The organism is Nonomuraea solani (genome assembly GCF_900108335.1).
Lineage (GTDB): Bacteria > Actinomycetota > Actinomycetes > Streptosporangiales > Streptosporangiaceae > Nonomuraea > Nonomuraea solani.
The window spans coordinates 190999-215005 of the sequence record NZ_FNVT01000020.1 but is presented as its reverse complement, the minus strand read 5'-3'; the positions used below and the strand labels follow the sequence as shown (position 1 = coordinate 215005).

Genomic DNA, 24007 nt, shown 5'->3' with positions numbered 1-24007 from the left:
ATCAACCCACTATCCTGGTGCCGTGAACAGGTTCGGTGAGATGCACTGCTCCATCGCCCAGGCCGTCGGTGTGGTCGCCGAGCCGTGGACGCCGCTGATCCTGCGCGACCTGTTCCTGGGGCTGTGCAGGTTCGACGACCTGGCCGAGGATCTGGGGATCTCGCGCAACCTCCTGACCCGCCGCCTGGAGCACCTGGTCGCCACCGGAGTGGTGGAGCGGCGGCCCTACCAGGAACGGCCGGTGCGGCACGAATACGTGCTCACCGAGGCGGGCCGCGACATCGTGCCCGCCCTGATCACGCTGATGGCCTGGGGCGACCGCTGGTCCACGCCGCCCGGCGGCCCGCCCGCGGTGCTGGTGCACTCCTGCGGCGAGCGCTTCACCCCGGTCGTCACCTGCCCGCACTGCGGTGGCGAGGCCACGGCCGGCACGATCACGGCCGAGGCCGGCCCCGGAGCGGCCCAGGGCCCGGGCACGATGCTCCTGGCGGCACCGCCGGAGCAGGTGACGTAAAACACATACTCGGTAAAATTTTCCCTTTGTCGGGAAAATTCGTGTGTGAGTATATTTGGGGCATGCAGGAGTCACGGCGCGAACGGAAGAAGCGCGAGACCCGACAGCGGATCGTCATGGCGGCCATCGCCCTGTTCGAAGAGCAGGGCTACGAGCAGACCACGGTGGCGCAGATCGCCGCCGCGGCCGACGTCGACCCCAAGACGTTCTCCAACTACTTCGGCGGCAAGGACGAGGTGCTGTTCGTCGACGCCGAACGGGACTTCGACGTGATGTTCCAGGCGATCGCCGCCCGCCGCCCGGACGAGGGCCCCGGTGAGCTCCTGGGCCGGATGGTCCAGGAGTACGCCGCCCACCGCCGCCCCAAGATCCCGGACAAGGAGCCCGAGGAGCTGTCGGCGGCCGCCCGGGTGGTGCTGAACTCGCCGACGCTGCAGGCCAAAGGGCTCTACGTGCTGCTGGACCTGCAGCAGCGGATCGCCGGCGAGCTGGTGAAGGCGTACCCCGGCGAACTGGACCCGATCACCGCGGCCGCGATGACCGGAGCCCTGCTGGGCGCCGTCCAGCACGCGGGCCTGGCCAGCGTCCGGCTCGGCCGCTCCCAGGAGGAGCTGTGGGAGGCGAGCCGGCGCGGCGTCGAGGTGGCCCTGCACGGCCTGCTGTCGGTGCGACGGCGGCCCGACGAGAGCGCTTGAGGAAGGGAACGGAGCATCATGGGGGAAACGCGCAACCTGGCCCGCGACGCGCGGCAAGCCGTGCGGGAGGGGGCCGAGGGGCTCGCGCGGCGGCGGCGTGAACGGCTGGCCGAGATGGTGGCCTACGCCCGCGCCCGCTCACCGTACTACCGGGAGCTGTACGAAGCCCTGCCCGACGGGGTGGACGACCCGGCGCTGCTGCCGGTCACCGACAAGGCGTCACTGATGGACCGCTTCGACGACTGGGTCACCGACCGCGAGGTGACGCGCGAGCGCGTCGAGGCGTTCGTGGCCGACCCCGCGCTCGTGGGGCAGCGGTTCCTGGACCGCTACCTGGTGGTGACCACGTCGGGCACCAGCGGGCGGCGCGGGCTGTTCGTCCAGGACGACCGGGGCATGGCCATCGGCACGGCTCTCGGGATGCGCGCGAGCGGCGGGCTGACGGCCCGCGACGCCATCCGTACGCTGGCCCGCGCGGGCCGTACCGCCATCGTCACCGCGCCCGGCGGCCATTTCGCCACCGTCGCGGGACCGGCCAGGATCCGCCTGGAGCGGCCGTGGCTCGGCCGGATCATGCGGGTCTTCTCGATCAACCAGCCGATGGCCGACCTGGTCGGCGAGCTCAACCGGTACAACCCCGCCAGCGTCGCCGGATTCGTCGGCACGCTCACACTCCTGGCGGCGGAACAGGAGGCCGGCCGGTTGCGCATCCGCCCGGCGGTCATCGTCCCCGGCGGCGAGACGCTGCGCCCGGAGGTCCGTGAGCGGCTCGCCGCCGCCTTCCAGGCCAAGGTCCGGGCCGCGTACGCCGCCACCGAGTGCGGCTTCCTCAGCTACGGCTGCACGGACGGCTGGTATCACGTCAACAGCGACTGGGCCGTGCTGGAGCCGGTCGACGCCGATCACCGGCGCGTCCCGCCGGGCGAGCTGTCGCACACGGTGCTGATCAGCAACCTCGCCAACCGCGTCCAGCCGATTCTGCGCTACGACCTCGGCGACAGTGTGCTGCAGCGGCCCGATCCGTGCCCGTGCGGCAGCCCGCTGCCCGCCATCCGGGTGCAGGGCCGCGCCGCCGAGCTGCTCACCTTCCCCGCCGATCACGGCGAGCAGGTCGGCATCTCGCCCATGGCCTTCGGCGCCGCGCTCGACGTGCTCGGGCTGGAGCAGTTCCAGATCGTCCAGACCGCCCCGGCCACCCTGCGCGTACGCCTGCGGCCCGCGCCCGGCACCGACACCGACCGCGCGTGGCGCACCGCGCACGACAAGATCACCTGCCTGCTCGCCGAGCACAAGGCCGCGGACGTCACGGTCGAGCGCGCCGAGGAGCCGCCGGAGCGGTCGCCCGGCGGCAAGTTCCGCCGGATCATCCCGCTGGCCCAACCGTGACGAACGGCTCAGAGCCGGTCGGGCACCTCGTTGCCGGCCGCGCGGATGGCCTTGGGCAGGTTCGTCATCGCCAGCAGCACGAACCCGATGACGAAGAAGACGATCATCGACAGGATCGCGATCCGGTAGCTGTTGGTGAACTGCAGCGCCAGCGTGATCGTCAGCGACCCGATGAACGCCGACCCCTTGTCGCTGATCTGCAGCAGGCTGAAGTATTCCGCCTCGCGCCCCTTCGGGATCACCTGCGAGAACAGCGAGCGCGACAGCGCCTGCGTGCCGCCCAGCACGATCGCGATCGCGAACGCCATCAGGTAGAACTGCAGCGCCTGCCCCTCCGCGACGAACATCGCCATGGCCACGATCACCGTCCACAGCACCAGGCTGGCCAGCACCGTGCGCTTGGTCCCGAAACCGCGGGCCAGCCGGCCGAGCAGCAGCGCCCCGAAGAACGCCACGAACTGCACCATGAGGATCGCGGCGATCTGCACCCTCTGGTCCAGCTTGAGCGCCTCGGAGGCGAAGGCGGCGCTGTTGCCGATCACGGTCTGCACGCCGTCGTTGTAGACGAGGTAGGCCACCAGGAACAGCAGCGTCAGCGGATATCTCCGCAGTTCCGACAGCGTACGGCCGAGCTGGCGGAAGCTGCCCCCGACCGAGCGCAGCGCCGTGCTCTCGTGGGCGGGCACGGGCCGGTTGCGCAGCCGCAGCAGCGGGATGATCGTGAACGTGGCCCACCACAGGCCCGCCGACATCATGCACAGCCGCACCGCCATGTCCTGCGTCAGGCCGAGGCCCTCGTGGTTGAGGTAGAGCACCAGGTTGAGGGCCAGCAGCAGGCCGCCGCCCAGATAGCCGATCGCCCAGCCGCGCGAGGAGACCCGGTCACGCTCCTGCGCGGTGGAGATCTGCGGCAGGAACGAGTCGTAGACCACCACCGACGAGCCGTAGGCCAGGTTGGCGAGGATGAACAGCACCCCGCCCAGCATGTAGCGGTCGCCCTCGACGAAGAACAGGCACATCGCGGCCAGCGCCCCGACATAGGCGAAGGCGCCGAGCATCTCCCGTTTGCGGCCGGTGTGGTCGGCCAAAGCGCCGACGATCGGCAGGAACACGATCTGCAGGAACACCGCGACCGTCATGATCAGGCCGAAGAACGCGGCGGGCCTGATGTCGGCGCCGAGCACGTCCACGTAACCGAGCCCCGGGTGGTCGGCGGCCAGCCGGTCGAAGGTGTCGACGCACGTGGCCGCGGCCACGTCGGGGAAGTCCTTGGCGCACGCCGCGGTCTTGGCGACCGGGATCAGATAGGGGCCGAGGAAGACCGAGATGACCGTGGTGTAGAAGGCGGAGTTGGCCCAGTCGTAGAAGTACCAGCCGCGCTGCTCACGCCGGCGCGCCGTGGGGGAGTCGGCGGAGTCGTCGAGGGCCGCGGGGGGTGCGGATTCGGGCATGGTGTCGGGTCGCTCCTTGCGACTTGTACGGCCGGGAAGCCTGTGTCAGGCGGCCATGCGGCCGGGATGCCATTGGCCACGGCGTTCGAGCACGCCGCGCAGGCCGGTGACGTTGTCGGTCATGATGCCGTCGACGCCCAGGTCGAGCAGGTGGTCCATGCGGACGGTGTCGTTGATCGTCCACACGTGCACCTGCATGCCGATGGCGTGCGCCGTACGGATCAGGCGCCTGGTCGTGACGCGCAGCCCGCGAAAGCCCACCGGCACCTGCGCGCAGGGAACCCCGGCGCGCGACAGGCGGCCCAGCAGCCGCCCGTAGCCGGAGGTGGTCGCGGCGGCCCGGAGCGCGGCCACGCCGCGCGGCCCGAGCGCCGAGCACACCTCCTTGCCCAGCGCCGCCCTGGCCATGACGAGGCGTTCGTCGGAGAAGGAGGTCAGGCAGATCCGGTCGTAGGAGTCGGTGCGCCTGATCGCCTCGGCGAGCGGGGCGATGGCGGCCGACTCTTTGACGTCGATGTTGAAGCGGACCTCCGGCCAGGTGCCGAGCAGATCTTCCAGCAGCGGGATCTCGTGCACCCCGCCGATGCGGGCCCGCCGGACCGCCTGGTAGGGCAGCTCGGAGATGCGGCCCCGCCGGTCGGTCACGCGGTCGAGCGTGTGGTCGTGGAAGGCCACCAGCACACCGTCGGAGGTGGCGTGCGCGTCGGTCTCCAGGTAGGTGTAGCCCAGCTCGACCGCCCGCTCGAAGGCGGCGACGGAGTTCTCCGCGCCTTCCGCCGCTCCTCCGCGGTGGGCGAAGGGCAGCGGGCCCGGGTGGTCGAGGAAGGCGAATCGGCGGCTGAGCACGTCCTGAAGTATGCCCTTCGTGAAGGAACGCTGAGGTTACGAATCGGGGAGATTCTCCCACTCCTGGCGGCGGGCCTCGGACAGCGCGATGGCCGCCGCGACCGCCACGTTGAACGAGCCGACCCGGCCGACCTGCGGGATGTAGCAGGCGCCGTCGACGGCGTCGAGCAGGGCGGGGGAGCAGCCGTGGTCCTCGCTGCCGACCACCAGGCACACGTCACGGTTGAAGTCGGCCCGGTGCAGCGGTTTGGCCTCGCCGGTCAGCTCGATGGCCAGCACCGTGAAGCCCGCCTCCCTGGCCGCCTTGACCGCCTCGGCGGCCGGCACCGCCTCGTGCCAGGTGACCAGCCGCTCGGTGCCCAGCGCCGTCTTGCCCGCCTTCGGGTTGGTCGGCGGAGTGGCGTTGCCCGCCAGCCAGACCTCGTCGACGCCGAACGCGGCGGCGCTGCGGAAGATCGAGCCGATGTTGAACGGGCCGGTGACCGACTCGATGATCAGGCCGAGCCGGTTTCCGGTGTTCCTGCGCCAGGTGCGGTTGAGCCTCTTGACGTCGGTGGGGCGCAGCTGCCTTCTCATCGGGTCACCTTCAGGATGCGGTAGGCGGCTCGGCCGGCCTCGCGGGAGGCCTGCCAGCCCTGCTCGCCGAGCCAGCGCTGCAGGGAGTCGGAGCCGAGGTGTTTCTGGACGACCAGGTAGGCGACGCCGTCGGGCGTCAGCCGCGTCAGCCACCTGGTGAGCATGTCGTGCAGGGCCGGCTTTCCGATGCGGATCGCGGGATTCGACCAGATGGCCCGGAACCTCACGTCTTCCGGCACGTCGTCGATGTGCCGGGATCTTACTTTGTAAAGGCGCGCGGCCTGGGCGTTCCGCTCGGTCAGCTCCAGGCTGCGCCGGTTCACGTCGATGGCCCACACGGTCGCCCCGGGCGCCCGCGTGGCCATGGTCAGCGCGATCGGCCCGTAGCCGCAGCCCAGGTCGAGCAGATCGCCCTCCTGGGGCGGCGGCGGGACGCTCTCCAGGAGCACGCGGGTGCCGACGTCGACCCGCTCGGGCGAGAACACCCCGCTGTCGGTCTCCAGCCGCAGATGCAGGTCGGGCAGGACCAGATTGACCGACCCGGGCCTGCTCGCGGTCGTCGGCTCCTCGGAGAAGTAGTGCGCCACGTCGCCAAACGTTACGGGATCCGTGAACCGAACAGGACCGCGGAGCCCGACACCAGCAGCCCGGTCAGGATCGCGGCCACGATGAACCACTGGGTGATCTCCTGGTTGACCAGCTTGTAGCCGAGTGAGGTGCCGATCTGCTCGTAGACCTCGCGCAGCTCGCTGCCGGACTCGGCGGTGTAGGCGCGCCCGCCGGTGCCGTCGGACAGCGACTGCAGGGTCTGCTTGTTGACCGGCACGTTCACCGGCCTGCCGTCGATGTCGACGGTGCCCTCCTGGGTGCCGTACGCGATCGTCGAGACCGGTACGCGGGCCTGCTGGGCGGCCTCGATGGCCTCGTTGACCGACCGGCCCGAGGTGTTGTCGCCGTCGGACAGCAGGACGACGGCGGCCGGCGGCGGGTCGGTGGCGGCCTGCTGGTCGAAGGAGCGCAGCGAGTCGAGCGCGTTGAAGACGGCCTCGCCGATGGCGGTGCCGGGGCGGGTGGTGAGGTTGCCGATGGCGGTGATCACGGCCTGGTGGTCGGTGGTGGGGGAGATGACGACGTTGGCCGAGCGGGCGAAGGAGACCACGCCGACGTTGAAGCGGTCGGGCAGCTCCCTGGCGAACGCCTGGGCGGCGGCCTTGGCGGCGCTGATGCGGTCGGGCTGGACGTCGTCGGCGTCCATGGACAGCGACACGTCCAGGGCGATCATGATGGTGGCGCGGTCGCGCGGGACGCGTACCTCGTCGGCGGGTTTGGCGGCGCCGATGACCAGCAGCGACATCATCACGAGGAACAGCCCGGGCGCCACGTGCCGGCGCCAGCCGGGCCCCGCGGGGGCGACGAGGTTGAGCAGGGCCAGGTTGGTGAAGCGCACGGTGTAGCGGCGGCGGGCGAACATGGCCACGATGTAGCCGGCCACGAGCAGCAGCACCAGGACGAACAGCCACAGCCAGCCGGGGGACAGAAAGGTCATGTGGCCCTCCTGTGGGCGAGATGGCTCATGCGACGCTGGCGCAGGACGAACTGCGCGACGTCGAACACCCAGTCGCGGTCGGTGCGCAGGACGAGGTGGGCGATGCCGGCGCGGCGCAGGGCCAGGCGGGTGCCCTCGCGTTGCAGGGCGGCGGCCTCGGCGTACGCCTGCCGAATCTTGGGCGAAAGGTGCACTTCGCGTACGTTCCCGGTCTCGGGGTCGGCGAACGCGACCCGGCCCACGTCCGGCAGTTCGAGCTCGCGCGGGTCGATGACCTCGACGGCCAGCACCTGGTGGCGGGCGGCCAGGCGCCTGATGGGGCGCTCCCAGGGGCGTTGGGCGTCGGGGTCGAGGTCGGGCTGGGCGTCGAGGAAGTCGGAGACGATCAGCCGCATGCCGCGCCGCCTGCGGGTGGCCGACAGGACCTCGATGCCCTCGGCCAGGTCGGGAGGGTCGTCCACGACGCTGCCCCGCGGGGCGTCCATGAGGGAGTGCAGCAGGCCGTAGAGGGCGGGGCGGCCGGTGCGGGCGGGCATGCGGTGCACGAACTCGTCGTGCAGCACCAGCGCGCCGAACCGGTCGCCCATCCGGCTGGACAGGAACCCGATGGCGCCGATCGCGGCCACCACCAGGTCGCGTTTGTCGGTGTCGGCGGTGCCGAAGTCCATGCTGGGCGACAGGTCGGCCAGCGCCCACGTCTCCAGCTCTCTGTCGGCGATCAGGTCACGGACGTGGGGGATGGTGGTGCGGGCGGTGACGGCCCAGTCCATGCGGCGCACGTCGTCCTCGCCGGGGACGTAGACGCGGCTGTCGCCGGCCTCGCTGCCGGTGCCGGGCAGCAGGCCCTGGTGGGCGCCGTGCAGCAGGCCGTCGAGCCGCCGGGTGACGGTCAGCTCCAGCCGCCGCAGCGCTTGTTCCGCGGTGCTTGTCAACGGTTCTGGTTCCAGACGACGAGGGGCGGGGGTACGGCCTGCAGGATCTGCTTGACGACCTGTTCGGGGTCGACGCCGTCGGCCAGGGCGTCGAAGGTGAGCATGAGACGGTGGGACATGACGTCCACGGCGACGTCGCGTACGTCGTCGGGCAGCAGGTAGTCGCGGCCGCGCAGCAGGGCCAGCGCCCGGCCGGCCGAGACCAGGCCCAGGGTGGCGCGGGGGCTGACGCCGATCTCGATGGTCTCGGCGAGGTCGGCCAGGCCGTATTCGGCGGGGGCGCGGGTGGACATGACCAGGCGCACCACGTAGTCGGCGACGAGCTGGTGCACCGAGATCTGCTCGGCGGCCTCCTGCAGGGCCAGCAGCTTGTCGGGGTCGAGCACCCGCTCGGGGACGGGCGGGGTGACGCTCATGCGGTGCAGAATCTCCAGCTCCTCGTGGGCGGTGGGGTGCGGGACGCGTACGCGGAACAGGAACCGGTCGCGCTGCACCTCGGGCAGCGGATAGACGCCCTCGGACTCGATCGGGTTCTGGGTGGCCAGCACGATGAACGGCTTGGGCAGCGGGTGGGTGACACCGGCCAGGGTGACCTGCCGCTCGGCCATCACCTCCAGCAGCGCGGACTGGACCTTGGCGGGGGCGCGGTTGATCTCGTCGGCCAGCAGGAAGTTGACGAACACGGGGCCGAGCTCGACATCGAACTTCTCGTTGGAGGGGTGGAAGACGCGGGTGCCGACGATGTCGCTCGGCACGAGGTCGGGGGTGAACTGGATCCGGGCGAACGTGCCGCCCACGACGGTGGCCAGGGTGGAGGCGGCGAGGGTCTTGGCGACGCCCGGGACGCCCTCGAGCAGGCAGTGCCCGCGGGCCAGCAGGGCCACGATCAGTCGTTCGACCATGTGCTCCTGGCCGACGATGACCCGCCGGACCTCGTCGAGACTCTGACGCAGCGATGCCGCGTCGGTTCCGCCTGGCAACTCTTCGGCGACGCTCATGACGCCATTCCACCAAACGCGCCGCAAACGTGCACGACGCCACGTCTGTGCTTTCATGGCAAACGTGGCAAGTCCCCTGCAGTACGGAGATCCTCCCCGGCTGGGGCCCTACGTGGTGCAGGCCCGCCTGCATCAGGCGCCGGCCGGTTTCGTGTACCTGGGCCAGGGCCCCGACGGGCGCGCGGTGTCGCTGGCCGTGCTGACCCGGGGGGCGGCGCTCGACGCGGCGGCGCGCGAGCGGTTCGTGACGGCGGCGAAGGAGGCGGGCGGCCGGGAGCGCTCCGGGATGCGCGGCTGGCTGGGGCTGCCCGGCAGGCCGCGCGGCGCGGTGCTGGAGGGCGCTCCCGAGGTGCTCGACCTGGACGCGGGGCACGCGCCGTGGGTCGCGGTCCCGTACGTGCCGGGGCGGCCGGGCGCCGAGCGGTTCCTGGAGCCCGTGATGGTGGGCGGGACGTTCATCGGGGAGGCGCACGGGCCCGACTTCGTCCCGTACTGGCTGACCGACCGCGCGCCCGCGCTCCCACGGCTGATCACGCGGCGCCGGCCGCTGACCGAGACGCGCAAACGGGTGCTGCTGGCCGCGCTGGCGCTGGTGCTGCTGCTCGTCCTGGTGACGGCGATCCTGCTGTTGCTGCTGCTCGGCCGGCAGGACAGCGAGCCGCAGCCGCGGCAGTTGCCGCCGACGGTGTTCGTGCCGACGCCGCCGCCCACGCCGCCGGAGTCACCCGTGCCGCAGCCCTCGCCGTCGCCGTCTCAGTCGCCGAGCGACACCGGCCCCGGCACGCCCGGCCGGTCACCGGGTGAGGACCCGGGGGAGGAGTCCCCGCTGTGATTCCGCTTGAGCCTCACGCAGCGTGAGGTTCTAGCGTCCGCGGCATGGAACTCCACATTCACGACACGCTCACGACGATGGCCGGCCTGCTGGAGCGGCCGCTCGGCGAGCGGCCCGCGCTGCTGCGGGAGATGCTGACGCCGATGCGCCCGGCGATCCCGATGCCGGGCGACATCGTCGACCTTCACCACGGCGGTGGCGGCTTCCGCGTCGACGCCGACGACCCGCGCTACCTGCCCGCCGTCCGCCGCATGATCGAGGCCGACGTGCTCGGGCAGGTACGGCGCGAGCTGACCCGCGCCTCCGAGCGTCTGGGCGACGCCGAGCAGGCCGGCGCGCTGCAGATCATGTTCGTCCTGGGCAACCCCGATGACGAGCACCTGATGACGACGACCGGCGGCTACTACGGCATGGGCGGCGCACCTGGCTGGCTCTACCTGCTGGCCTGGCCGTCCGACGACGTCATCGGGCGGATCGCGCACCTGGCGGTGCACGAGTTCCACCACAATGTGCGCTTCACCAATGTGGAGTGGAACCCGGTGACGGTGACGGTCGGGGAGCACGTGGTGGCCGAGGGGCTGGCCGAGGCGTTCGTCCGGGAGCTGTCGGGGCCCGGCGCGATGGGACCGTGGTCGTCGATGGTGACCGGGGACGCGTACGACCTGGCCTACGAGCGCATCATGGCGGACTTCGACCTGGCGGGCATGCAGTACACGTCCGCGTACGTGCTGGGCGACGGCGTCGCGCGCAAGTTCGGGCAGGAGCCGCGCGGCATTCCCGACATGGCCGGGTACGCGGTGGGCCTGAACCTGGTCGACCGGGCCCTGGCCGCCACCGGGCTGAGCGCTGCCGAGGCGACCCTGCTGCCCGCGGCCGAGCTGATGCGGCGCGGCGGCGTACGTTGAAATAGCGCGATATATCCCGGTTCTCCTGGGTAGCGGCAGAAGGGTCACAAGAGAACCCGGGAGTCGCGCATGAGCACAGTAGTTGGAGCCAGGAAGATGGCGATCACCGAGGGCTGCGTTCCCGGCGACCGCCTCTGCCTGGTCAACCTCAGCTCCAAGAACGCCCACGTCGAGCTCACGTTCTGCGCGGAGGGCCAGGAGCCGCTCGGCCCGTTCCGCTCGACCGTGCCCGCGCAGCGCACCCAGGACCTCGGCCTGGAGGACCTGGCCCGGCCCGCCGACCTGTCCCCGTCCACCCCGTACGCCGTCGTGGTCGTCGCGGACACGCCGATGATCGTCCAGTACACCCCGCGCCGCGCCGCCGTCCCGCCCGCCGCCTGACGGCCGTCACGGGTCCAGGGGAGACACGAACCCGGACTCGTAGGCGGCGATCACCGCCTGGGTGCGGTCGCGCGCGCCCAGCTTGGCCAGCACGTTGCCGACGTGCGTCTTGACCGTCTCCGCGCTGACGACCAGTTCGGCGGCGATCTCCTGGTTGGACAGGCCCCTGGTCATCAGGCGCAGCACGTCGCCCTCGCGGCCGGTCAGCCGGTCGACGCCCGCCGCCCGCCGGGACGAGGGGGCCTGCGGGCGGCGCCCGGCCAGCGTCCTGATCGAGGCCGGGAACAGCAGCGACTCGCCCGCCGCGACCAGCCGGACGGCCTGCACCAGGTCGTCCGGCTTCGCGCGCTTGAGCAGGAACCCGCTCGCGCCCGCCCGCAGCGCGTCGTAGACGTGGTCGTCGTTCTCGAACGTGGTCACCACCAGCACCTTGGGCGGGTCGTCCAGGGCCATGAGCCGTTCGGTGGCCTGGATGCCGTCGAGGGCGGGCATGCGCACGTCCATGAGCACGACGTCGGGACGCTCGCGGCGCACCACCGGCAGGACGGCGGCCCCGTCGGCAGCCTCGCCGACCACGCGCAGGCCGGGCTCGGCGTCGAGAATGACGCGCAGGCCGGCGCGGATCAGGTCCTCGTCGTCGGCGATCACGACTCTGAGAGTCATGGGCTCGACCGTAGCGCTCTGAGCGTCATGGGCTCGGCCGTCGCGCTCTGAATGTCATGGGCTCGACCGTAGCGGCAGCCGTACCGCGACCCGCCACCCGGCCTCGGCGGGGCCCGCCTCGAGGTCGCCGCGCAGCAGCCGGACGCGCTCGCGCATCCCCGTCACGCCCCTGCCGCCCGTCACCTCCCGGTCGCCGTCGCGGCGGCCGGGGTTGGTGACCTCCAGGCGCAGCTCGCCATCCCGAACGCCGGCGATCAGGTACACCGGCCCGCGGCCGTGCCTGATCGCGTTGGTGAGGGCCTCCTGCAGAATCCGGTACGCCTCCCGCGACACCACGGCCGGCACCCCCGACAGATCGCCCACCTCCTGCCGCACCCGCGCCCCCGAGGCCGCCACCAGCTCCCCGAGATCGTCCAGCGTCGCCTGCGGCGCCCGGTCTCCGGCCCCCTCGCGGAGAACGCCCAGCACGTGGTCGAGATCCTCCAGGGCGGCGCGGGCGGACTGCTCGATGGCGCTCAGGGCGGTCCTCGCCGTGTCCGGGTCGCGGTCGAGGACCCGCCCGGCCGCGGCGGCCTGCAAGGTGACGACGCTCAGCGCGTGCCCGACCGAGTCGTGCAGCTCCCTGGCCAGCCGGTTGCGCTCGGCCAGCGAACGGGCGTGCTCCTCGGCGGCCGCCAGCCGCTCGCCGGGGGTGGGCCCGAGCAGGACGGGAGCCAGCCGGGCCAGCAGCGCCCCCGCCCCGGCCGCGACCGCGACCAGCGCCCCCAGCAGCGCCATCCCGGCCAGCGCCCACGGCACCGCGTTCCACCCGGGCGTGATCACGAAGCCCAGCACCGGCGTCGGCCAGCCGAGGAACGGCAGCGCCAGCGTGAACATCGTGAACGGCACGATCGCCAGCGTGAACCCGCTGACCACACCCCCGACCGCCAGATGCAGCGTGAACCAGGCGGCCGTACGCCGCCGCTCCTGCCATGCTCGCCGTTCCGTCCGTGGCGGAACCTCGACGTGCGCCCCGAGCAGCCCCTGCGCCGCGCTGACCTCCAGCCCGCGCACCGGCAGGAACAGCCCGGTCACCGCGACCACGGGCAGCACCGCCGCGAACACGCCGACCTGGGCGGGCAGCATCAGGTTGGCCGCCTCGCCCCGCAGCGTGGCCGAGATCAGCACGCCGACCATCATGTACGGCATCAGCAGCGCACCCCCCAGGACGAGGCACGCCCACCGGCGGGGCAGGCTCCTTCTCACCTCCGCGATTGTACGAGGTTCCGTTCGGCGGTAGATTTTGGGGATAACGTCACCCAAGGCTTGCATTTGGTGGATTCCGCCAGTAGACATGGGTGGCATGCAAGAAGTCGTCCAGATCGACGAGCTGGACCGCGCGATCGTCGCGGCTCTGCAGCTCAACGGGCGGGCTCCCTGGAGCGTGGTCGCCCGGATCGTCGGCGCGAGCGAGTCCACCGTGGTGCGCCGCGCCACCCTGCTCGGCGACAGCGGCCTGCTGCGCGTCATCGGCGTGGTCGACGTGCTGCGCTGCGGGCTCGGCGTGCCGGTGCTCAGCCGCCTGCGCTGCCGGCCCGGCACCTCCTACGACGTCGCCGGCCGCGTCGCCGCGCTGCCCCAGGCCCGCTTCGTCGCGGTCGTGTCGGGCAGCGCCGACGTCGTGGCCGAGTTCGTCGTGCCCACCCACGCCGACATCGGCCGGGTGATGGTGAGCGGTGTGCCCGGCGGCGACCGGGTCGGCGAGAGCGAGACGCACGCGGTCATGCGCACGTTCGTCTCCAACCACGACTGGAACCCCGGTGTCCTGGACGAGCCGGCCACCACGGAGCTGCGCGACTCGGCCGAGCCGCCGTTCGAGGACCGGTTCCGTCAGGGGCCGCCCGAGCGGCTGGACGAGCTGGAGCTGGCCATCGTGCACGCGCTCGGGGAGGACGGGCGCATGTCGTACAAGGCGCTGGCGGGGGCCGTCGGCGCCAGCGAGTCGACCGCCAAACGGCGGGTCGAGTCGCTCGTGCGGCGCGGCTGCCTGCGCTTCCGCACCCTGGCCGAGCCGGAGGTGCTCGGGTTCGCGGTGGAGTTCATGCTCTGGCTGGAGGTCGAGCCCGGCCTGCTCGAACGGGCCGGGCAGCAGCTCGCCGCGCACCCCGCCACCCGTTACCTGTCGGCCACCACCGGCCGGTTCAACCTGGCCGGCCAGGTGGCGCTGCACCACTACGGCGACCTGTACCCGTACCTGACCGGCGACGTCGGCTCCCTGCCCGGCCTGCGCACCGCCGACGTCACCCTCCAGCTCACCACGCTCAAACGCGCCTGGGTCCCCACCCCCGCCGTAGGAGGAGGGAGCGCTTCCGACGTAGTCGGAAGCCTTATGGCGACCGACCCTCGCGGAGCGAGGCAGCAGATGGGGGAGAAATGAAGGAGATAGACGAATGACAGAACAGCAGCCTTGGCAGTGGGACGAGGCGACGTGGCGTGGCCACGTCGAGCGTGTGCGGGCCGGTCGTAGCCTGCGGCCCGCGTCCTGGCCCGGGGGCGCGCGTGCCGCCGTCGCGCTGTCCTTCGACTCCGACCACGAGACGATCCCGCTGCGCGACGGCGAGACCCGGCCCGGCAAGCTGGCCCAGGGCGAGTACGGCGCCCGTGTCGGCGTCCCGCGCGTGCTGCGCCTGCTGGAGCGGCACGGTGTCCCCGCCTCGTTCTTCATGCCCGCCGTCTCCGCCCTGCTGCACCCCGGCGAGGTCCGCGACTACGTCGCCGCCGGTCACGAGGTCGCCATGCACGGCTGGATCCACGAGCGCAACATGACGCTCGACCCGGCGGACGAGCGCGAGCTGGCCCTGCGGGCGGCCGACACCCTGGAGCGCCTGTCGGGGACCCGCCCGGCCGGCATCCGCACCCCGTCGTGGGACTTCTCCGACCACACCCTGGCCATCACCCGCGAGCTGGGCCTGAGCTACGACTCCTCGCTGATGGCCGACGACGAGCCGTACGAGCTGCTGGCCGACGGCGAGCCGACCGGCATCGTGGAGATCCCGGTGGAGTGGATCAGGGACGACGCGCCGTACCTGATGATGGAGCGCTACGGGTCGCTGCGGCCGTACACGCCGCCCCGGCAGGTGGCCGGGATCTGGCGCGACGAGTTCGACGCCGCGTACGCCGAGGGCGGCCTGTTCCAGCTCACCCTGCACCCGCACATCATCGGCCACCGCTCCCGCATGGTGGCCCTGTCCGAGCTGCTCGATCACATCGGCGGGCACGACGGCGTCTGGTACGCCACCCACGCCCAGATCGCCGACCACGTCAGGGAGAACGCGTGACCACCGTCGCTGAAACCCGCCTGACCCCCGCCCAGCGCAAGGCCATCGTGGCCGGCGCCATCGGCAACACCGTCGAGTGGGTCGACTGGGCGATCTACACCACGTTCGCGTCGGTGTTCTCCCGCCAGTTCTTCCCCACCGACAACGAGACCGCCGCGCTGCTGTCCACGCTGGCCGTCTTCGCCGTCGGCTTCCTCATGCGGCCCATCGGCGGCGCGATCCTGGGCGCCTACGGCGACCGGTACGGCCGCAAGAAGGGCATGACGCTCACCATCGCGATGATGGCCGGGGCCGCGTTCGTGATCGCGATCACCCCCGGCTACGAGACCATCGGCATCGCCGCGCCGATCATCCTGGTGCTGGCCCGCCTGGTCCAGGGCTTCTCGGCCGGCGGCGAGTTCGGCACCTCCTCGGCCTTCCTGGTCGAGTCCGCGGCCCGCGGCCGGCGGGCGTTCGCCGGGTCCTGGCAGCAGGTGTCGGTGGGCGGCGGCGTGCTGATCGCCTCGGCCCTCGGCACCGTGCTCACCTCGACCCTGGACGAGGCGTCCCTGCACGGCTGGGGCTGGCGGATCGCGTTCGTCATCGGCGGCCTGCTCGGGCTGGTCGGCCTGTGGCTGCGGGTCTCGGTGCCGGAGACCGAGGCGTTCGCCAAGGCCCAGGAGTCCGGCAAGACCCGCGCCAACCCCGTGGCCACCATGTTCAGGGACCATCCGCGGGCCGCGTTGCGGGTGGTCGGCATCACCATCGCCGGCACGCTGCTCTACTACGTCTGGGTCAGCTACATGCCGACCTACGCCCACACGGTCACCGGCATCCCGCTGAACCAGGCGCTGCTCGCCAACACGATCGCGGTGCTGTTCTTTCTCATCCTGCTGCCGTTCGGCGGCCTGCTGTCGGACCGGGTGGGCCGCAAGCCCACGATGCTCGCCTTCGCGATCGGGTTCCTGGTGCTGGCGTGGCCGGCGTTCCAGTTCCTGGACGGCGGGTTCGGCTCGCTGCTGGTCATCGAGCTGGCCGGGATGCTCTTCCTGGTGGGCTACTCGGCCAACTGCGCGGTCATCATGGCCGAGCAGTTCCCGGCCGAGGTGCGCACGACCGGGATCGGGCTGCCGTACGCGCTGGCCGTGGCCGTCTTCGGCGGCACCGCCCCGTACGTCACCACCTGGCTCAGCACCAGCGGCTACCGCGACCAGGTCTGGCTGTACGTGGCCGCCGCCGCGCTCGTCGGCGTGGCCGTCTACGCCACCATGCCCGAGACCAAGGGAAAGGAGCTCACATGACCCGCCACGTCCTGGTCACCGGCGCGGCCGGTGGCATCGGCGCCGCCGTCCGCGAGCTGTTCGCCGCCGGCGGCGACCTGGTCACCTCCGTGGACCTCCGGCCGCAGCCGGACCTCGCGCCCCGCGCGATCGCCGCCGACCTGGCCGACGCCGAGGCCGCCGGAGGGCTCCTGGACCGGGCCTGGCGCGAGCACGGCCCGGTGGACGTCGTGGTCAACGCGGCCGGCATCTACCCGGCCACGCCGTTCCTCGACATGACCGCCGCCCAGTGGGACCGGGTGCAGCACGTCAACGTCCGCGCCCCGATGCTGATCACCGCCGCCTTCGGCCGGGCCTGCGCCGCGAGCGGCCGTACCGGCTCTGTGGTCAACATCGCCTCCGGTGCCGCGCTGCGCGCCCGGCCGGGTGCGGCGCACTACTGCACGTCGAAGGCCGCGCTGGAGATGCTCACCAAGGCCGCCGCCGTCGAACTGGGCCCGCTCGGCGTGCGCGTCAACGCGGTCAGCCCCGGCTTCGTCACCGTGGACAGCGCCGCCAACCCGGTCACCGAGGCGTACGCGGCCGCCGTCTCGGCCAACCCCCTCGGCCGCCGCGGCCTCCCGCCGGACGTGGCCGCCGCCGTGCGCTGGCTGGCCGGCGCGGAGGCCGCCTGGGTGACCGGCGCCGTGCTCCGCGTCGACGGCGGCGCCTCGGCGGGCACCACCGGCCTGCCCCTGCACTGGAACGGAACGAGCGAGGTTCAGAAGGCATGAACGCGTACACGATCGTGGGCGGCGGCGCCATCGGCGGCACCATCGCCTTCCACCTGGCGCGGGCGGGCCACGAGGTGCTGCTCGTGGACGCCGACCCCGCGCACGTCGAGGCCGTCCGCCGCGACGGCCTGACCCTGCGGCGGGCGGACGGCGACGAGAGCGTCCGCGTCGCCGCCGCCACCCCCGGCGAGGCGGACGGGCCGCTGCACCGCGTCCTGCTGTGCGTCAAGGCCCAGGCCACCGCGGGCGCGGCCGCCTGGATCGCGCCGCGCCTGGACCCCGGCGGGTACGTCGTGTCCGTGCAGAACGGCCTGAACGAGCCGCTCATCGCCGAGCGCGTGGGCAAGGAGCGCGTCATCGGCGCGTTCGTCAACATCTTCGCCGACGTGGTCGAACCGGGCGTCATCCGCGACGGCGGCCCCGGCGCCTTCGTCATCGGCGAACCGGACGGCTCCGCGAGCGCCCGCGTGGACCGGCTGGTCGCCGACCTGTCCGCGCTCGGCACCCAGGCCACCACGAACGTGAACGGCTACCTGTGGTCCAAACTGGGCTTCGGCGCCATGCTGAGCGCGACCGCGCTGGCCGACGCGCCCATGGCCGACCTGATCGACCGGCACCGGCCGCTCATGTACGCGCTGGTGGCCGAGGTGTTCGCGGTCGCCGCCGCGCTGGGCCTGACGCTGGAGCCGTTCGACGCGTTCGAGCCCGCCGCCTACCTGCCCGCCACCCCCTCGCCGGAACGCGAGAAGGCCACCGACCGGCTGACGGCGTGGCTGCGTACCCAGCCGAAGGACCGCAGCGGCATCTGGCGCGACATCGCCGTCCGGCGCCGCCCGATCGAGGTGCACGACCACTACCGCGAGGTCTTCGCCCAGGCGCGCGCCACCGGAACGGCCACCCCGCTGCTGACCGGCATGCTCGCCCGCCTGGCCGGCGTCGAGACCGGCCGCGCCCCCATGGGCGAAGAGCACCTGCGTGACCTGGAGGCCGCCCGGTGAACCCCCTGGAGCTGCGCGACTGGCTGACCGCTCACCGCTCACCGCCGACGGCGACCACGTCACCGGGCCCGGCGTCTTCGACATGAAGGCCGGGCTGGTGCAACTGGTGTGGGCGCTGCGCGCCCTCGAGGCCGCCGGGCTGGCCCGGCCCCCGCTGCGGCTGCTGCTCAACGGCGACGAGGAGATCGGCAGCCCCGCCTCCCGGCCCCTCATCGAGGCGGCCGCCGAGGACGCCGCCGCGGTGCTGGTGTTCGAGGCGAGCGCGGACGGCGCGGTCATGGAACGCGGCCCCGGCACCGCCCGGCTGTTCGCAAAGGCGCGCGCCGTGGCCGCCCGGATGGGGCTGGACCTGTGCGAATGCTCGGTCGGCGGCGCCAGCGACGGCAACTTCGCCGCCGCGCTGGGCCGCCCGGTCCTGGACGGCCTCGGCGCGGTCGGCGCCGGCGCCCACGCCCGCCACGAGCACATCAGCGTGGACGGCATGCTCGAACGCGCCACCCTGACCGCGGCCCTCCTGCACGAGCTGGCCTGATGAGCCTCCCCTGGCTCAAGTCACCAATGCGTGACTTGTAAACTCCTGGGGGTTTATCGGGGGAAATGCGGGGGAGTGGCGCGTGCCGCTGGAGCTGATCTTCGTGTTGCTCATTGCGGCGGCAGCGGCGGGGTGGGTCGACGCCGTCGTGGGCGGCGGCGGGCTGTTGCAACTGCCCGCGGTCCTCATGACCGGCATGCCGACCGTCGAGGCGATGGCCACCAACAAGCTGTCGTCGGTGTTCGGCACCACCTCCGCCGCCGTGGCGTACGCGCGCTCCACCAAGGTGGACCGCGAGGTGGCGGTGCCGGGCGCCGTGCTGGCCGTCGTGTGCGCCGGGCTGGGCGCGTGGGCCGCGGCGTCGATCTCGGCCGAGGTGCTGCGCCCGGCCGTCATGGTCGTGCTGCTGGCGGTGGCGGCGTTCGTGACGTTGCGCCCGTCGATGGGCGCCGTTCCCGTGCCGCACCTGCGCACCCGGCCCCGGGTGGCCGTCGCGGTGGCGACGGCCGGGGTGGGGATCGCGTTCTACGACGGCATCATGGGCCCGGGGACGGGAACGTTCCTGATCATCGCGTTCACCACCATTCTCGGGCTGGACTTCGTCGCCGCCTCCGCCTCCGCGAAGATCATCAACATCGGCACGAACGTCGGGGCGCTGGTGGTGTTCGGGCTGCAGGGCCACGTGCAGTGGGGGATCGGCCTCGGCATGGCGGTCTGCAACGTGGCCGGGGCGCAGCTCGGCGCGCGGATGGCGCTGCGGAAGGGCACCTCCTTCGTCCGGATCGTGCTGCTGTGCGTGGTGGTGGCCATGGTCGTCAGGATGGGCTGGCAGCAGTTCGGCTGAGATCCTTCTCCCGGGTACGCAGCGCCGTCGCGGCCAGGGCGACGAACGCCGCCAGCAGCGCCGGTACGGCCAGCGCCCGCGGCAGCCCCGTCAGCTCGGCCAGCCCTCCGATGAACACCGGCCCCGACAGGAACCCCAGGTAGCCGATCGACGCCACCCGCGCCAGCGCCCACCCCGCGTACGCCGGATCCCGGTGCCCGGCGGCCGAGAACACCTGCGGCACGATGCACGACAGCCCCGCCCCGAAGCAGCCGAACCCGATCACCCCCGCCACCGGATGCCCGACGAGCACCGCCGTCCCGAGCCCCGCGGCGGCCAGCAGCCCGCACCAGCGCACCAGCGTCACCGGCCCGAACCGGGCGGCCAGCCGGTCGCCCGCGAGCCGGCCCGCGGTCATCATGATGGAGAACGCGGCGTACCCGGCGGCGGCGAACCCCGGCGACGAGCCCAGGTCCTCGCGCAGATAGACCGAGCTCCAGTCGGCCGCGGCGCCCTCGCCCACCAGGCAGCAGAACGCCAGCACGCCCAGGAACACGATCCCCTGCGGCCGCCCGCCGCGCCCGCCGGTGTCGGCGGCGGCCGCCGGCACCGAGCGCAGCGCCCACCGCGCGGCCTGCACGGCCAGGACGGCGATCACCGCTCCCACCGCCCAGAACGTGACCGCCGGACCCAGCCCCGCGTGCGCGAACAGCCCGCCCGCCGTGGCCCCGGCGAACCCGCCGACGCTGAAGACGGCGTGGAACGACGACATGATCGGCCGCCCGCAGCCCCGCTCCACCTCCACGGCGTTGGCGTTCATGGACACGTCCAGGACCCCGTGCACCACGCCGAACACCAGCAGCGTGCCCGCCAGCACGCCCAGGTTCCCCGCGTAGGCGGGTGGCACGAGCACCACGCCCTGCGCCAGGGCCGCCGGGATCATCACCCGGCTGCTGCCGTACCGGTCCACCAGGCGGCCCACCGCCGTCATGCCCGCCATCGCCCCGAGCGCGATGGCCAGCAGGGCGAGGCTGAGCTCGCCCTCGCCGAGTTCCAGGCGTTCCTTGACGGCCGGGATGCGCGCCGTCCAGGTGCCGACGGCCGCGCCGGTCAGGAAGAACAGCAGGCAGACGGCCACCCGCTGGCGGTTCACCCGGCCTCCTTCACCAGGACGCCGGCCGCGACCAGGGCGTCGCGTTCCTCCGGCGGGATGCCGGGGTCGGTCACCACCAGGTCCAGGCGGCCGATCGGGCACACCGCGCCGAAGGCCGTACGCGAGAACTTGCCCGAGTCGCACGCCACGATCACCCGCCGCGCCGAGGCGATGGCCGCCTGCTTGATGGCCACCTCGGGCAGGTCGTGCGCGGTCAGGCCGTGCTCGGCGGACAGGCCGCAGCAGCCGATCACCGCCGTGTCGAAGCGCAGGGCCCTGATGGAGCTCTCGGTGAGGGGGCCCATGAAGTTCAGCTCGCCCTGGCGTACCTCGCCGCCGGGCAGCACCAGGCGCACCCGCGGCGCGGTGGCCAGCAGCGACACCGCCTGCAGCGCCAGCGGCAGCACGGTCAGGCGGCGGTCGAGCAGCGCGCGGGCCACCTCCAGCGCGGTCGTGCCGCCGTCCAGCACCACCGCCTCGCCGTCGGCGATCAGCGCGGCCACCTCGGCGCCGATGCGCTCCTTGGCCTCCACCGCCTCCCGTTCGCGCACGCCGAACGGCGGCTCCTCGCCGCGCAGCAGCAGCGACAGCGCGCCGCCCCTGACCCGGCGCACCACCCCCTGGCGCGCCAGTTCGTCCAGGTCGCGGCGGATCGTCATCTCGGACACGCCGTGTTCGGCGGCCAGTTCGGCGACGGACACGCTGTCGTGGGTACGCAAGGCGTTCATGATGGAGAGCACACGTTCCATGTGTTCATACAAACACGACATATGTGCGCAATACAATGTGCATCATGCGTGCCAGCCGCCTGCTCTCGCTGCTTCTGCTCCTGCAGACGCGCGGCCGCCTGACCGCGCCCGAACTCGCGGCCGAGCTGGAGGTGTCGGTCCGCACCGTCTACCGCGACGTCGAGGCGCTGTCGGCGGCCGGCGTGCCCGTCTACGCCGATCGCGGCCCGGCGGGCGGCTACCAGTTGCTCGACGGCTACCGCACCCGGCTCAACGGGCTGACCGCCGAGGAGGCGTCCTCGCTGTTCCTGGCCGGGCTGCCGGGCCCGGCGGCCGACCTGGGGCTGGCGGAGGTGGCGGCCAACGCCGAGCTGAAGCTGCTGGCCGCGCTGCCGCCCGAGCCGCGCTCGCACGCCTCCCGGATGCGCGAACGGTTCCTGCTCGACGTGCCCGGCTGGTACCGCTCGTCCGACGACGTGCCGCATCTGAGCGAGGTGTCCGAGGCGGTGTGGGACGGTCGGCCGCTGCACATGACCTACCGGCGCTGGGGGAAGCAGGAGGTCGACCGGGTGATCCATCCGTACGGGCTGGTGCTCAAGGGCGGCTCCTGGTACCTGGTGGCCGCGCCGCCGGACGGCGGGCCGCGCACGTACCGGGTGGCCAGGATTTTGACGCTGGAGACGTTGCCCGGGCGGTTCACCCGGCCCGAGGGGTTCGATCTGGGCGGGTTCTGGCATTCCTACGCCAAGGAGTTCCGCGAGCGGATGTACACCGCCGAGGCCGTGATCAAGCTGGCGCCCGGGCGGGGGGACCTGCTGGCGTACACGATGGGCTCGGACGTGGTCGGCGCCGCGCTCGCCGCCGCCGGCGAGCCCGACCCCGAGGGGTGGCTCACGCTCACCGTGCCCGTCGAGTCGATCACGCACGCGCGCTGGCTGCTGCTGCGCATGGGCGCCGACGTCGAGGTGCTCGGGCCGGCCGAGCTGCGGACGCTCATGAGCGAGGCGATCGCCGAGCTGGGCAAGCTGTACCACTAGCAAAAAATCAGGCGATATCCGGTCACCGTTCTGCCACCATGCCCGGCATGTACCTTCTAGCATTCGCGGGCGCCTGCGTCCTGGTGGCCATGGTGCCCGGGGTGAGCACCGCCATCATCCTGCGGCAGACCGTCCGCGCCGGCCGTGGCTCCGGGCTGGCGGCCACGCTCGGCAACGAGACCGGCATCCTGCTGTGGGGACTGGCCGCCGCGTTCGGCCTGTCGGCCCTGCTGGTGGCCTCGCAGGTGGCCTACGACATCATGCGCGTGGCCGGCGCCGTGGTGCTGGTCGTGATGGGCGCGCAGGCGCTGTGGCACGCCCGCAAGGGGGCGCCGGAGCCCGAGGGCGAGGTGGTGCCCGGGTGGCGCGGGCCGTACCTGGCGGGGGTGGGGACGTGCCTGGCCAACCCGAAGGCGGCGGTGTTCGCGATGTCGTTCCTGCCGCAGTTCGTCCCGCCCGGCCAGAACGTGCCGGTGACGCTGGTGACGCTCGCCCTGGTGTGGGTGGCGGTCGACCTGCTCTGGTACGGGCTGCTCATCTGGGCGGTCGCCAAGGCCAAGGCGTGGCTGGGCCGGCCGGCCGTCAAGCGGCGGCTGGAGCAGATCTCCGGCGTCGTGCTCATCGGACTGGGTGTACGACTGGCGGTGGAGTCACGATGACGGACGAGCTCTGGCACGACGAACGCGGCACCGGCGACGCCGTGGTGCTGCTGCACTCGGCGGCGGCCGACTCCGGCATGTGGGAGGAGCAGGCCGAGGCGCTGGCCGGGCGGTTCCGGGTGATCCGGGTGGACTTCCGGGGGCACGGGCGCAGTTCGTACGGGGCCGGGCGGGCCTACAGCGACGCCGACGACGTGGCCAGGGTGCTGGCCGCGCTCGACGTCACCCGCGCCGCGCTGGTCGGGTCGTCCGGCGGGGGCCGGGTCGCGCTGGAGCTGGCCTCCGCCGGGCTCGCCGGGCGGCTCGTGCTGCTGAACCCCGTCTCCACGCTGGAGCCGACGGAGGACGTACGGACGTACTGGAAGGAAGAGGACCGGCTGCTGGAGCAGGGCGACGTCCAGGGGGCCGCCGAGCTCAACGCGCGCGTCCTGCTCGGCCCCCTGGCCACGGCCGGGGCCAGGGAGCGGCTGGTGGCGATGCAGCGGCGCGTGTTCGAACTGCAGCTCGCCGCCGACCCTGAGACGTCGCGGATCGGGCGGGAGATCGTCCCGGCCGCGATCGACGTGCCCGCGCTCGTGGTGGCCGGCGGGCACGACCTGCCGTACTTCGTGCGCAGCGCCCGCCACCTGGCCGCCGAACTGCCGCGCGCGGAGTTGCGGGAGCTGGAATGGTCCGGGCATCTGCCCGCTCTCGAACGTCCTGAGGAGATCAGCGCGCTGCTGCTGGACTACCTTTAGGGCATGACGAACGACCTGGCGGCCCTCGTGACGCAGGCGCAGGACGACGATCCGCTGCGTGCCCTGCACGCCACGACCGCGCTGCGGCGCGAGATCGAGCGCCTGGAGGCGGTCCAGGTGCGGCGCGCCCGGGTGGCGGGCCTGGCCTGGGCGCAGATCGCGGACGCGATCGGGGTGAGCAAGCAGGCGGTCCACAAGAAGTACGGCCGCCGCTAGCCCTCGCGTTCCGCACGTGCTGAATCGCCGCGGGCGAACCCGCCACTTCT

At 72.6% G+C, this 24007-nt stretch carries 28 protein-coding genes; 17 read left to right on the top strand and 11 right to left on the bottom strand.

Annotated features, from left to right (window positions below; translation table 11 throughout):
* Positions 1-22: 22 nt before the first annotated feature.
* From C4V41_RS47340 to C4V41_RS47330, 3 genes are all read left to right on the top strand, one after another.
* Positions 23-514 carry a winged helix-turn-helix transcriptional regulator gene (locus C4V41_RS47340; protein ID WP_235030826.1) on the top strand — a complete coding sequence of 164 codons (492 nt, stop codon included), beginning with the start codon at positions 23-25 and terminating at the stop codon, positions 512-514.
* A 62-nt stretch (positions 515-576) separates the two neighbouring features.
* On the top strand, positions 577-1209 hold the full coding sequence (locus tag C4V41_RS47335) for a TetR/AcrR family transcriptional regulator (protein WP_103962593.1): 633 nt from the start codon (positions 577-579) through the stop codon (positions 1207-1209).
* 18 nt (positions 1210-1227) lie between these two features.
* A complete protein-coding gene (locus C4V41_RS47330; protein ID WP_103962592.1) occupies positions 1228-2595 on the top strand; it encodes a CoF synthetase in 1368 nt (455 codons plus the stop codon).
* Between the two features lie 8 nt (positions 2596-2603).
* Here the strand turns inward: C4V41_RS47330 and C4V41_RS47325 are convergent, their stop codons facing one another.
* Genes C4V41_RS47325 through C4V41_RS47295 form a run of 7 tightly spaced genes read right to left on the bottom strand, consistent with a single transcriptional unit; the run spans position 2604 to position 8944 of the window.
* Positions 2604-4046 carry an MFS transporter gene (locus tag C4V41_RS47325; RefSeq protein ID WP_103962591.1) on the bottom strand — a complete coding sequence of 481 codons (1443 nt, stop codon included), beginning with the start codon at positions 4044-4046 and terminating at the stop codon, positions 2604-2606.
* A 45-nt stretch (positions 4047-4091) separates the two neighbouring features.
* Entirely contained in the window at positions 4092-4892 is an 801-nt protein-coding gene (locus C4V41_RS47320) for a glycerophosphodiester phosphodiesterase (RefSeq protein ID WP_103962590.1), read from the bottom strand.
* 36 nt (positions 4893-4928) lie between these two features.
* Positions 4929-5468 carry a TrmH family RNA methyltransferase gene (locus C4V41_RS47315; RefSeq protein ID WP_103962589.1) on the bottom strand — a complete coding sequence of 180 codons (540 nt, stop codon included), beginning with the start codon at positions 5466-5468 and terminating at the stop codon, positions 4929-4931.
* A complete protein-coding gene (locus C4V41_RS47310; RefSeq protein WP_103962588.1) occupies positions 5465-6055 on the bottom strand; it encodes a class I SAM-dependent methyltransferase in 591 nt (196 codons plus the stop codon). Before C4V41_RS47310 ends, C4V41_RS47315 begins: the two co-directional genes overlap by 4 nt.
* Before the next feature lie 11 nt (positions 6056-6066).
* Positions 6067-7014: a VWA domain-containing protein gene (locus C4V41_RS47305; RefSeq protein ID WP_103962587.1), complete on the bottom strand. Its 948-nt coding sequence runs from the start codon at positions 7012-7014 to the stop codon at positions 6067-6069.
* Positions 7011-7946, bottom strand: coding sequence for a DUF58 domain-containing protein (locus tag C4V41_RS47300; RefSeq protein WP_235030825.1), 936 nt, complete (start codon positions 7944-7946; stop codon positions 7011-7013). Before C4V41_RS47300 ends, C4V41_RS47305 begins: the two co-directional genes overlap by 4 nt.
* Positions 7943-8944 carry an AAA family ATPase gene (locus C4V41_RS47295; RefSeq protein WP_103962586.1) on the bottom strand — a complete coding sequence of 334 codons (1002 nt, stop codon included), beginning with the start codon at positions 8942-8944 and terminating at the stop codon, positions 7943-7945. Before C4V41_RS47295 ends, C4V41_RS47300 begins: the two co-directional genes overlap by 4 nt.
* Positions 8945-8999: 55 nt before the next feature.
* On the opposite strand from C4V41_RS47295, the gene C4V41_RS47290 reads away from it, so the two are divergent.
* From C4V41_RS47290 to C4V41_RS47280, 3 genes are all read left to right on the top strand, one after another.
* The gene (locus C4V41_RS47290; protein WP_235030824.1) at positions 9000-9776 is read left to right on the top strand and encodes a hypothetical protein; all 777 of its coding nucleotides are present in this window, start codon (positions 9000-9002) and stop codon (positions 9774-9776) included.
* A gap of 44 nt (positions 9777-9820) precedes the next feature.
* Positions 9821-10681 carry a DUF2268 domain-containing protein gene (locus C4V41_RS47285; RefSeq protein WP_103962584.1) on the top strand — a complete coding sequence of 287 codons (861 nt, stop codon included), beginning with the start codon at positions 9821-9823 and terminating at the stop codon, positions 10679-10681.
* Positions 10682-10750: 69 nt separating this feature from the next.
* Positions 10751-11062 carry a sensory rhodopsin transducer gene (locus C4V41_RS47280; RefSeq protein ID WP_103962583.1) on the top strand — a complete coding sequence of 104 codons (312 nt, stop codon included), beginning with the start codon at positions 10751-10753 and terminating at the stop codon, positions 11060-11062.
* Positions 11063-11068: 6 nt separating this feature from the next.
* Here C4V41_RS47280 and C4V41_RS47275 read toward each other — a convergent pair whose 3' ends face one another.
* Together C4V41_RS47275 and C4V41_RS47270 are read right to left on the bottom strand one after the other, a co-directional pair.
* Positions 11069-11725 (bottom strand): response regulator transcription factor, encoded by a 657-nt coding sequence (locus tag C4V41_RS47275; protein WP_103962582.1) that lies wholly within the window; start codon positions 11723-11725, stop codon positions 11069-11071.
* Between the two features lie 54 nt (positions 11726-11779).
* Positions 11780-12970: a sensor histidine kinase gene (locus C4V41_RS47270; RefSeq protein WP_235030823.1), complete on the bottom strand. Its 1191-nt coding sequence runs from the start codon at positions 12968-12970 to the stop codon at positions 11780-11782.
* Between the two features lie 97 nt (positions 12971-13067).
* Between C4V41_RS47270 and C4V41_RS47265 the strand changes: the two genes are divergently transcribed.
* The 7 genes from C4V41_RS47265 to C4V41_RS47240 all read left to right on the top strand — a co-directional run bounded on the left by C4V41_RS47265 (position 13068) and on the right by C4V41_RS47240 (position 19448).
* Complete coding sequence (locus C4V41_RS47265) at positions 13068-14141, top strand: Lrp/AsnC family transcriptional regulator (protein ID WP_103962639.1); 1074 nt, start codon at positions 13068-13070, stop codon at positions 14139-14141.
* A gap of 13 nt (positions 14142-14154) precedes the next feature.
* Positions 14155-15042, top strand: a complete 888-nt coding sequence (locus C4V41_RS47260; protein WP_103962580.1) for a polysaccharide deacetylase family protein — start codon at positions 14155-14157, stop codon at positions 15040-15042.
* On the top strand, positions 15039-16322 hold the full coding sequence (locus C4V41_RS47255) for an MFS transporter (protein ID WP_103962579.1): 1284 nt from the start codon (positions 15039-15041) through the stop codon (positions 16320-16322). Before C4V41_RS47260 ends, C4V41_RS47255 begins: the two co-directional genes overlap by 4 nt.
* Positions 16319-17074, top strand: a complete 756-nt coding sequence (locus C4V41_RS47250; protein ID WP_103962578.1) for an SDR family NAD(P)-dependent oxidoreductase — start codon at positions 16319-16321, stop codon at positions 17072-17074. The genes C4V41_RS47255 and C4V41_RS47250 overlap by 4 nt, the downstream gene beginning before the upstream one ends.
* Positions 17071-18072: a ketopantoate reductase family protein gene (locus tag C4V41_RS47245; RefSeq protein WP_200824725.1), complete on the top strand. Its 1002-nt coding sequence runs from the start codon at positions 17071-17073 to the stop codon at positions 18070-18072. Before C4V41_RS47250 ends, C4V41_RS47245 begins: the two co-directional genes overlap by 4 nt.
* The gene (locus tag C4V41_RS63515) at positions 18050-18604 is read left to right on the top strand and encodes a M20/M25/M40 family metallo-hydrolase (RefSeq protein ID WP_235030822.1); all 555 of its coding nucleotides are present in this window, start codon (positions 18050-18052) and stop codon (positions 18602-18604) included. Before C4V41_RS47245 ends, C4V41_RS63515 begins: the two co-directional genes overlap by 23 nt.
* Positions 18605-18686: 82 nt before the next feature.
* Positions 18687-19448, top strand: a complete 762-nt coding sequence (locus C4V41_RS47240) for a sulfite exporter TauE/SafE family protein (protein ID WP_103962577.1) — start codon at positions 18687-18689, stop codon at positions 19446-19448.
* Here C4V41_RS47240 and C4V41_RS47235 read toward each other — a convergent pair.
* Both C4V41_RS47235 and C4V41_RS47230 read right to left on the bottom strand, forming a co-directional pair.
* Entirely contained in the window at positions 19420-20580 is a 1161-nt protein-coding gene (locus C4V41_RS47235; protein ID WP_103962576.1) for an MFS transporter, read from the bottom strand. The genes C4V41_RS47240 and C4V41_RS47235 overlap by 29 nt on opposite strands.
* A complete protein-coding gene (locus tag C4V41_RS47230; protein ID WP_268808831.1) occupies positions 20577-21329 on the bottom strand; it encodes a DeoR/GlpR family DNA-binding transcription regulator in 753 nt (250 codons plus the stop codon). Before C4V41_RS47230 ends, C4V41_RS47235 begins: the two co-directional genes overlap by 4 nt.
* Positions 21330-21373: 44 nt before the next feature.
* Here C4V41_RS47230 and C4V41_RS47225 point away from each other — a divergent pair, with 44 nt between their 5' ends.
* From C4V41_RS47225 to C4V41_RS47210, 4 genes are read left to right on the top strand one after another with little or no spacing between them, the layout of a single operon-like run.
* The gene (locus C4V41_RS47225; protein ID WP_103962637.1) at positions 21374-22345 is read left to right on the top strand and encodes a helix-turn-helix transcriptional regulator; all 972 of its coding nucleotides are present in this window, start codon (positions 21374-21376) and stop codon (positions 22343-22345) included.
* A gap of 47 nt (positions 22346-22392) precedes the next feature.
* Positions 22393-23004: a LysE family translocator gene (locus C4V41_RS47220; RefSeq protein WP_103962636.1), complete on the top strand. Its 612-nt coding sequence runs from the start codon at positions 22393-22395 to the stop codon at positions 23002-23004.
* On the top strand, positions 23001-23741 hold the full coding sequence (locus C4V41_RS47215) for an alpha/beta fold hydrolase (RefSeq protein ID WP_103962575.1): 741 nt from the start codon (positions 23001-23003) through the stop codon (positions 23739-23741). Before C4V41_RS47220 ends, C4V41_RS47215 begins: the two co-directional genes overlap by 4 nt.
* Positions 23742-23744: 3 nt before the next feature.
* Positions 23745-23957, top strand: a complete 213-nt coding sequence (locus tag C4V41_RS47210; RefSeq protein ID WP_103962574.1) for a hypothetical protein — start codon at positions 23745-23747, stop codon at positions 23955-23957.
* The last annotated feature ends 50 nt before the right edge of the window (positions 23958-24007 follow it).

Bases quoted from the DNA above. Each gene is read 5' to 3' on its own strand.
- C4V41_RS47335 (WP_103962593.1), top strand. From the start codon at position 577: ATGCAGGAGTCACGGCGCGAACGGAAGAAGCGCGAGACCCGACAGCGG.
- C4V41_RS47330 (WP_103962592.1), top strand. From the start codon at position 1,228: ATGGGGGAAACGCGCAACCTGGCCCGCGACGCGCGGCAAGCCGTGCGG.
- C4V41_RS47325 (WP_103962591.1), bottom strand. From the start codon at position 4,046: ATGCCCGAATCCGCACCCCCCGCGGCCCTCGACGACTCCGCCGACTCC.
- C4V41_RS47315 (WP_103962589.1), bottom strand. From the start codon at position 5,468: ATGAGAAGGCAGCTGCGCCCCACCGACGTCAAGAGGCTCAACCGCACC.
- C4V41_RS47305 (WP_103962587.1), bottom strand. From the start codon at position 7,014: ATGACCTTTCTGTCCCCCGGCTGGCTGTGGCTGTTCGTCCTGGTGCTG.
- C4V41_RS47295 (WP_103962586.1), bottom strand. From the start codon at position 8,944: ATGAGCGTCGCCGAAGAGTTGCCAGGCGGAACCGACGCGGCATCGCTG.
- C4V41_RS47290 (WP_235030824.1), top strand. From the start codon at position 9,000: ATGGCAAACGTGGCAAGTCCCCTGCAGTACGGAGATCCTCCCCGGCTG.
- C4V41_RS47285 (WP_103962584.1), top strand. From the start codon at position 9,821: ATGGAACTCCACATTCACGACACGCTCACGACGATGGCCGGCCTGCTG.
- C4V41_RS47280 (WP_103962583.1), top strand. From the start codon at position 10,751: ATGAGCACAGTAGTTGGAGCCAGGAAGATGGCGATCACCGAGGGCTGC.
- C4V41_RS47275 (WP_103962582.1), bottom strand. From the start codon at position 11,725: ATGACTCTCAGAGTCGTGATCGCCGACGACGAGGACCTGATCCGCGCC.
- C4V41_RS47265 (WP_103962639.1), top strand. From the start codon at position 13,068: ATGCAAGAAGTCGTCCAGATCGACGAGCTGGACCGCGCGATCGTCGCG.
- C4V41_RS47260 (WP_103962580.1), top strand. From the start codon at position 14,155: ATGACAGAACAGCAGCCTTGGCAGTGGGACGAGGCGACGTGGCGTGGC.
- C4V41_RS47250 (WP_103962578.1), top strand. From the start codon at position 16,319: ATGACCCGCCACGTCCTGGTCACCGGCGCGGCCGGTGGCATCGGCGCC.
- C4V41_RS47245 (WP_200824725.1), top strand. From the start codon at position 17,071: ATGAACGCGTACACGATCGTGGGCGGCGGCGCCATCGGCGGCACCATC.
- C4V41_RS47230 (WP_268808831.1), bottom strand. From the start codon at position 21,329: ATGGAACGTGTGCTCTCCATCATGAACGCCTTGCGTACCCACGACAGC.
- C4V41_RS47225 (WP_103962637.1), top strand. From the start codon at position 21,374: ATGCGTGCCAGCCGCCTGCTCTCGCTGCTTCTGCTCCTGCAGACGCGC.
- C4V41_RS47220 (WP_103962636.1), top strand. From the start codon at position 22,393: ATGTACCTTCTAGCATTCGCGGGCGCCTGCGTCCTGGTGGCCATGGTG.
- C4V41_RS47215 (WP_103962575.1), top strand. From the start codon at position 23,001: ATGACGGACGAGCTCTGGCACGACGAACGCGGCACCGGCGACGCCGTG.
- C4V41_RS47210 (WP_103962574.1), top strand. From the start codon at position 23,745: ATGACGAACGACCTGGCGGCCCTCGTGACGCAGGCGCAGGACGACGAT.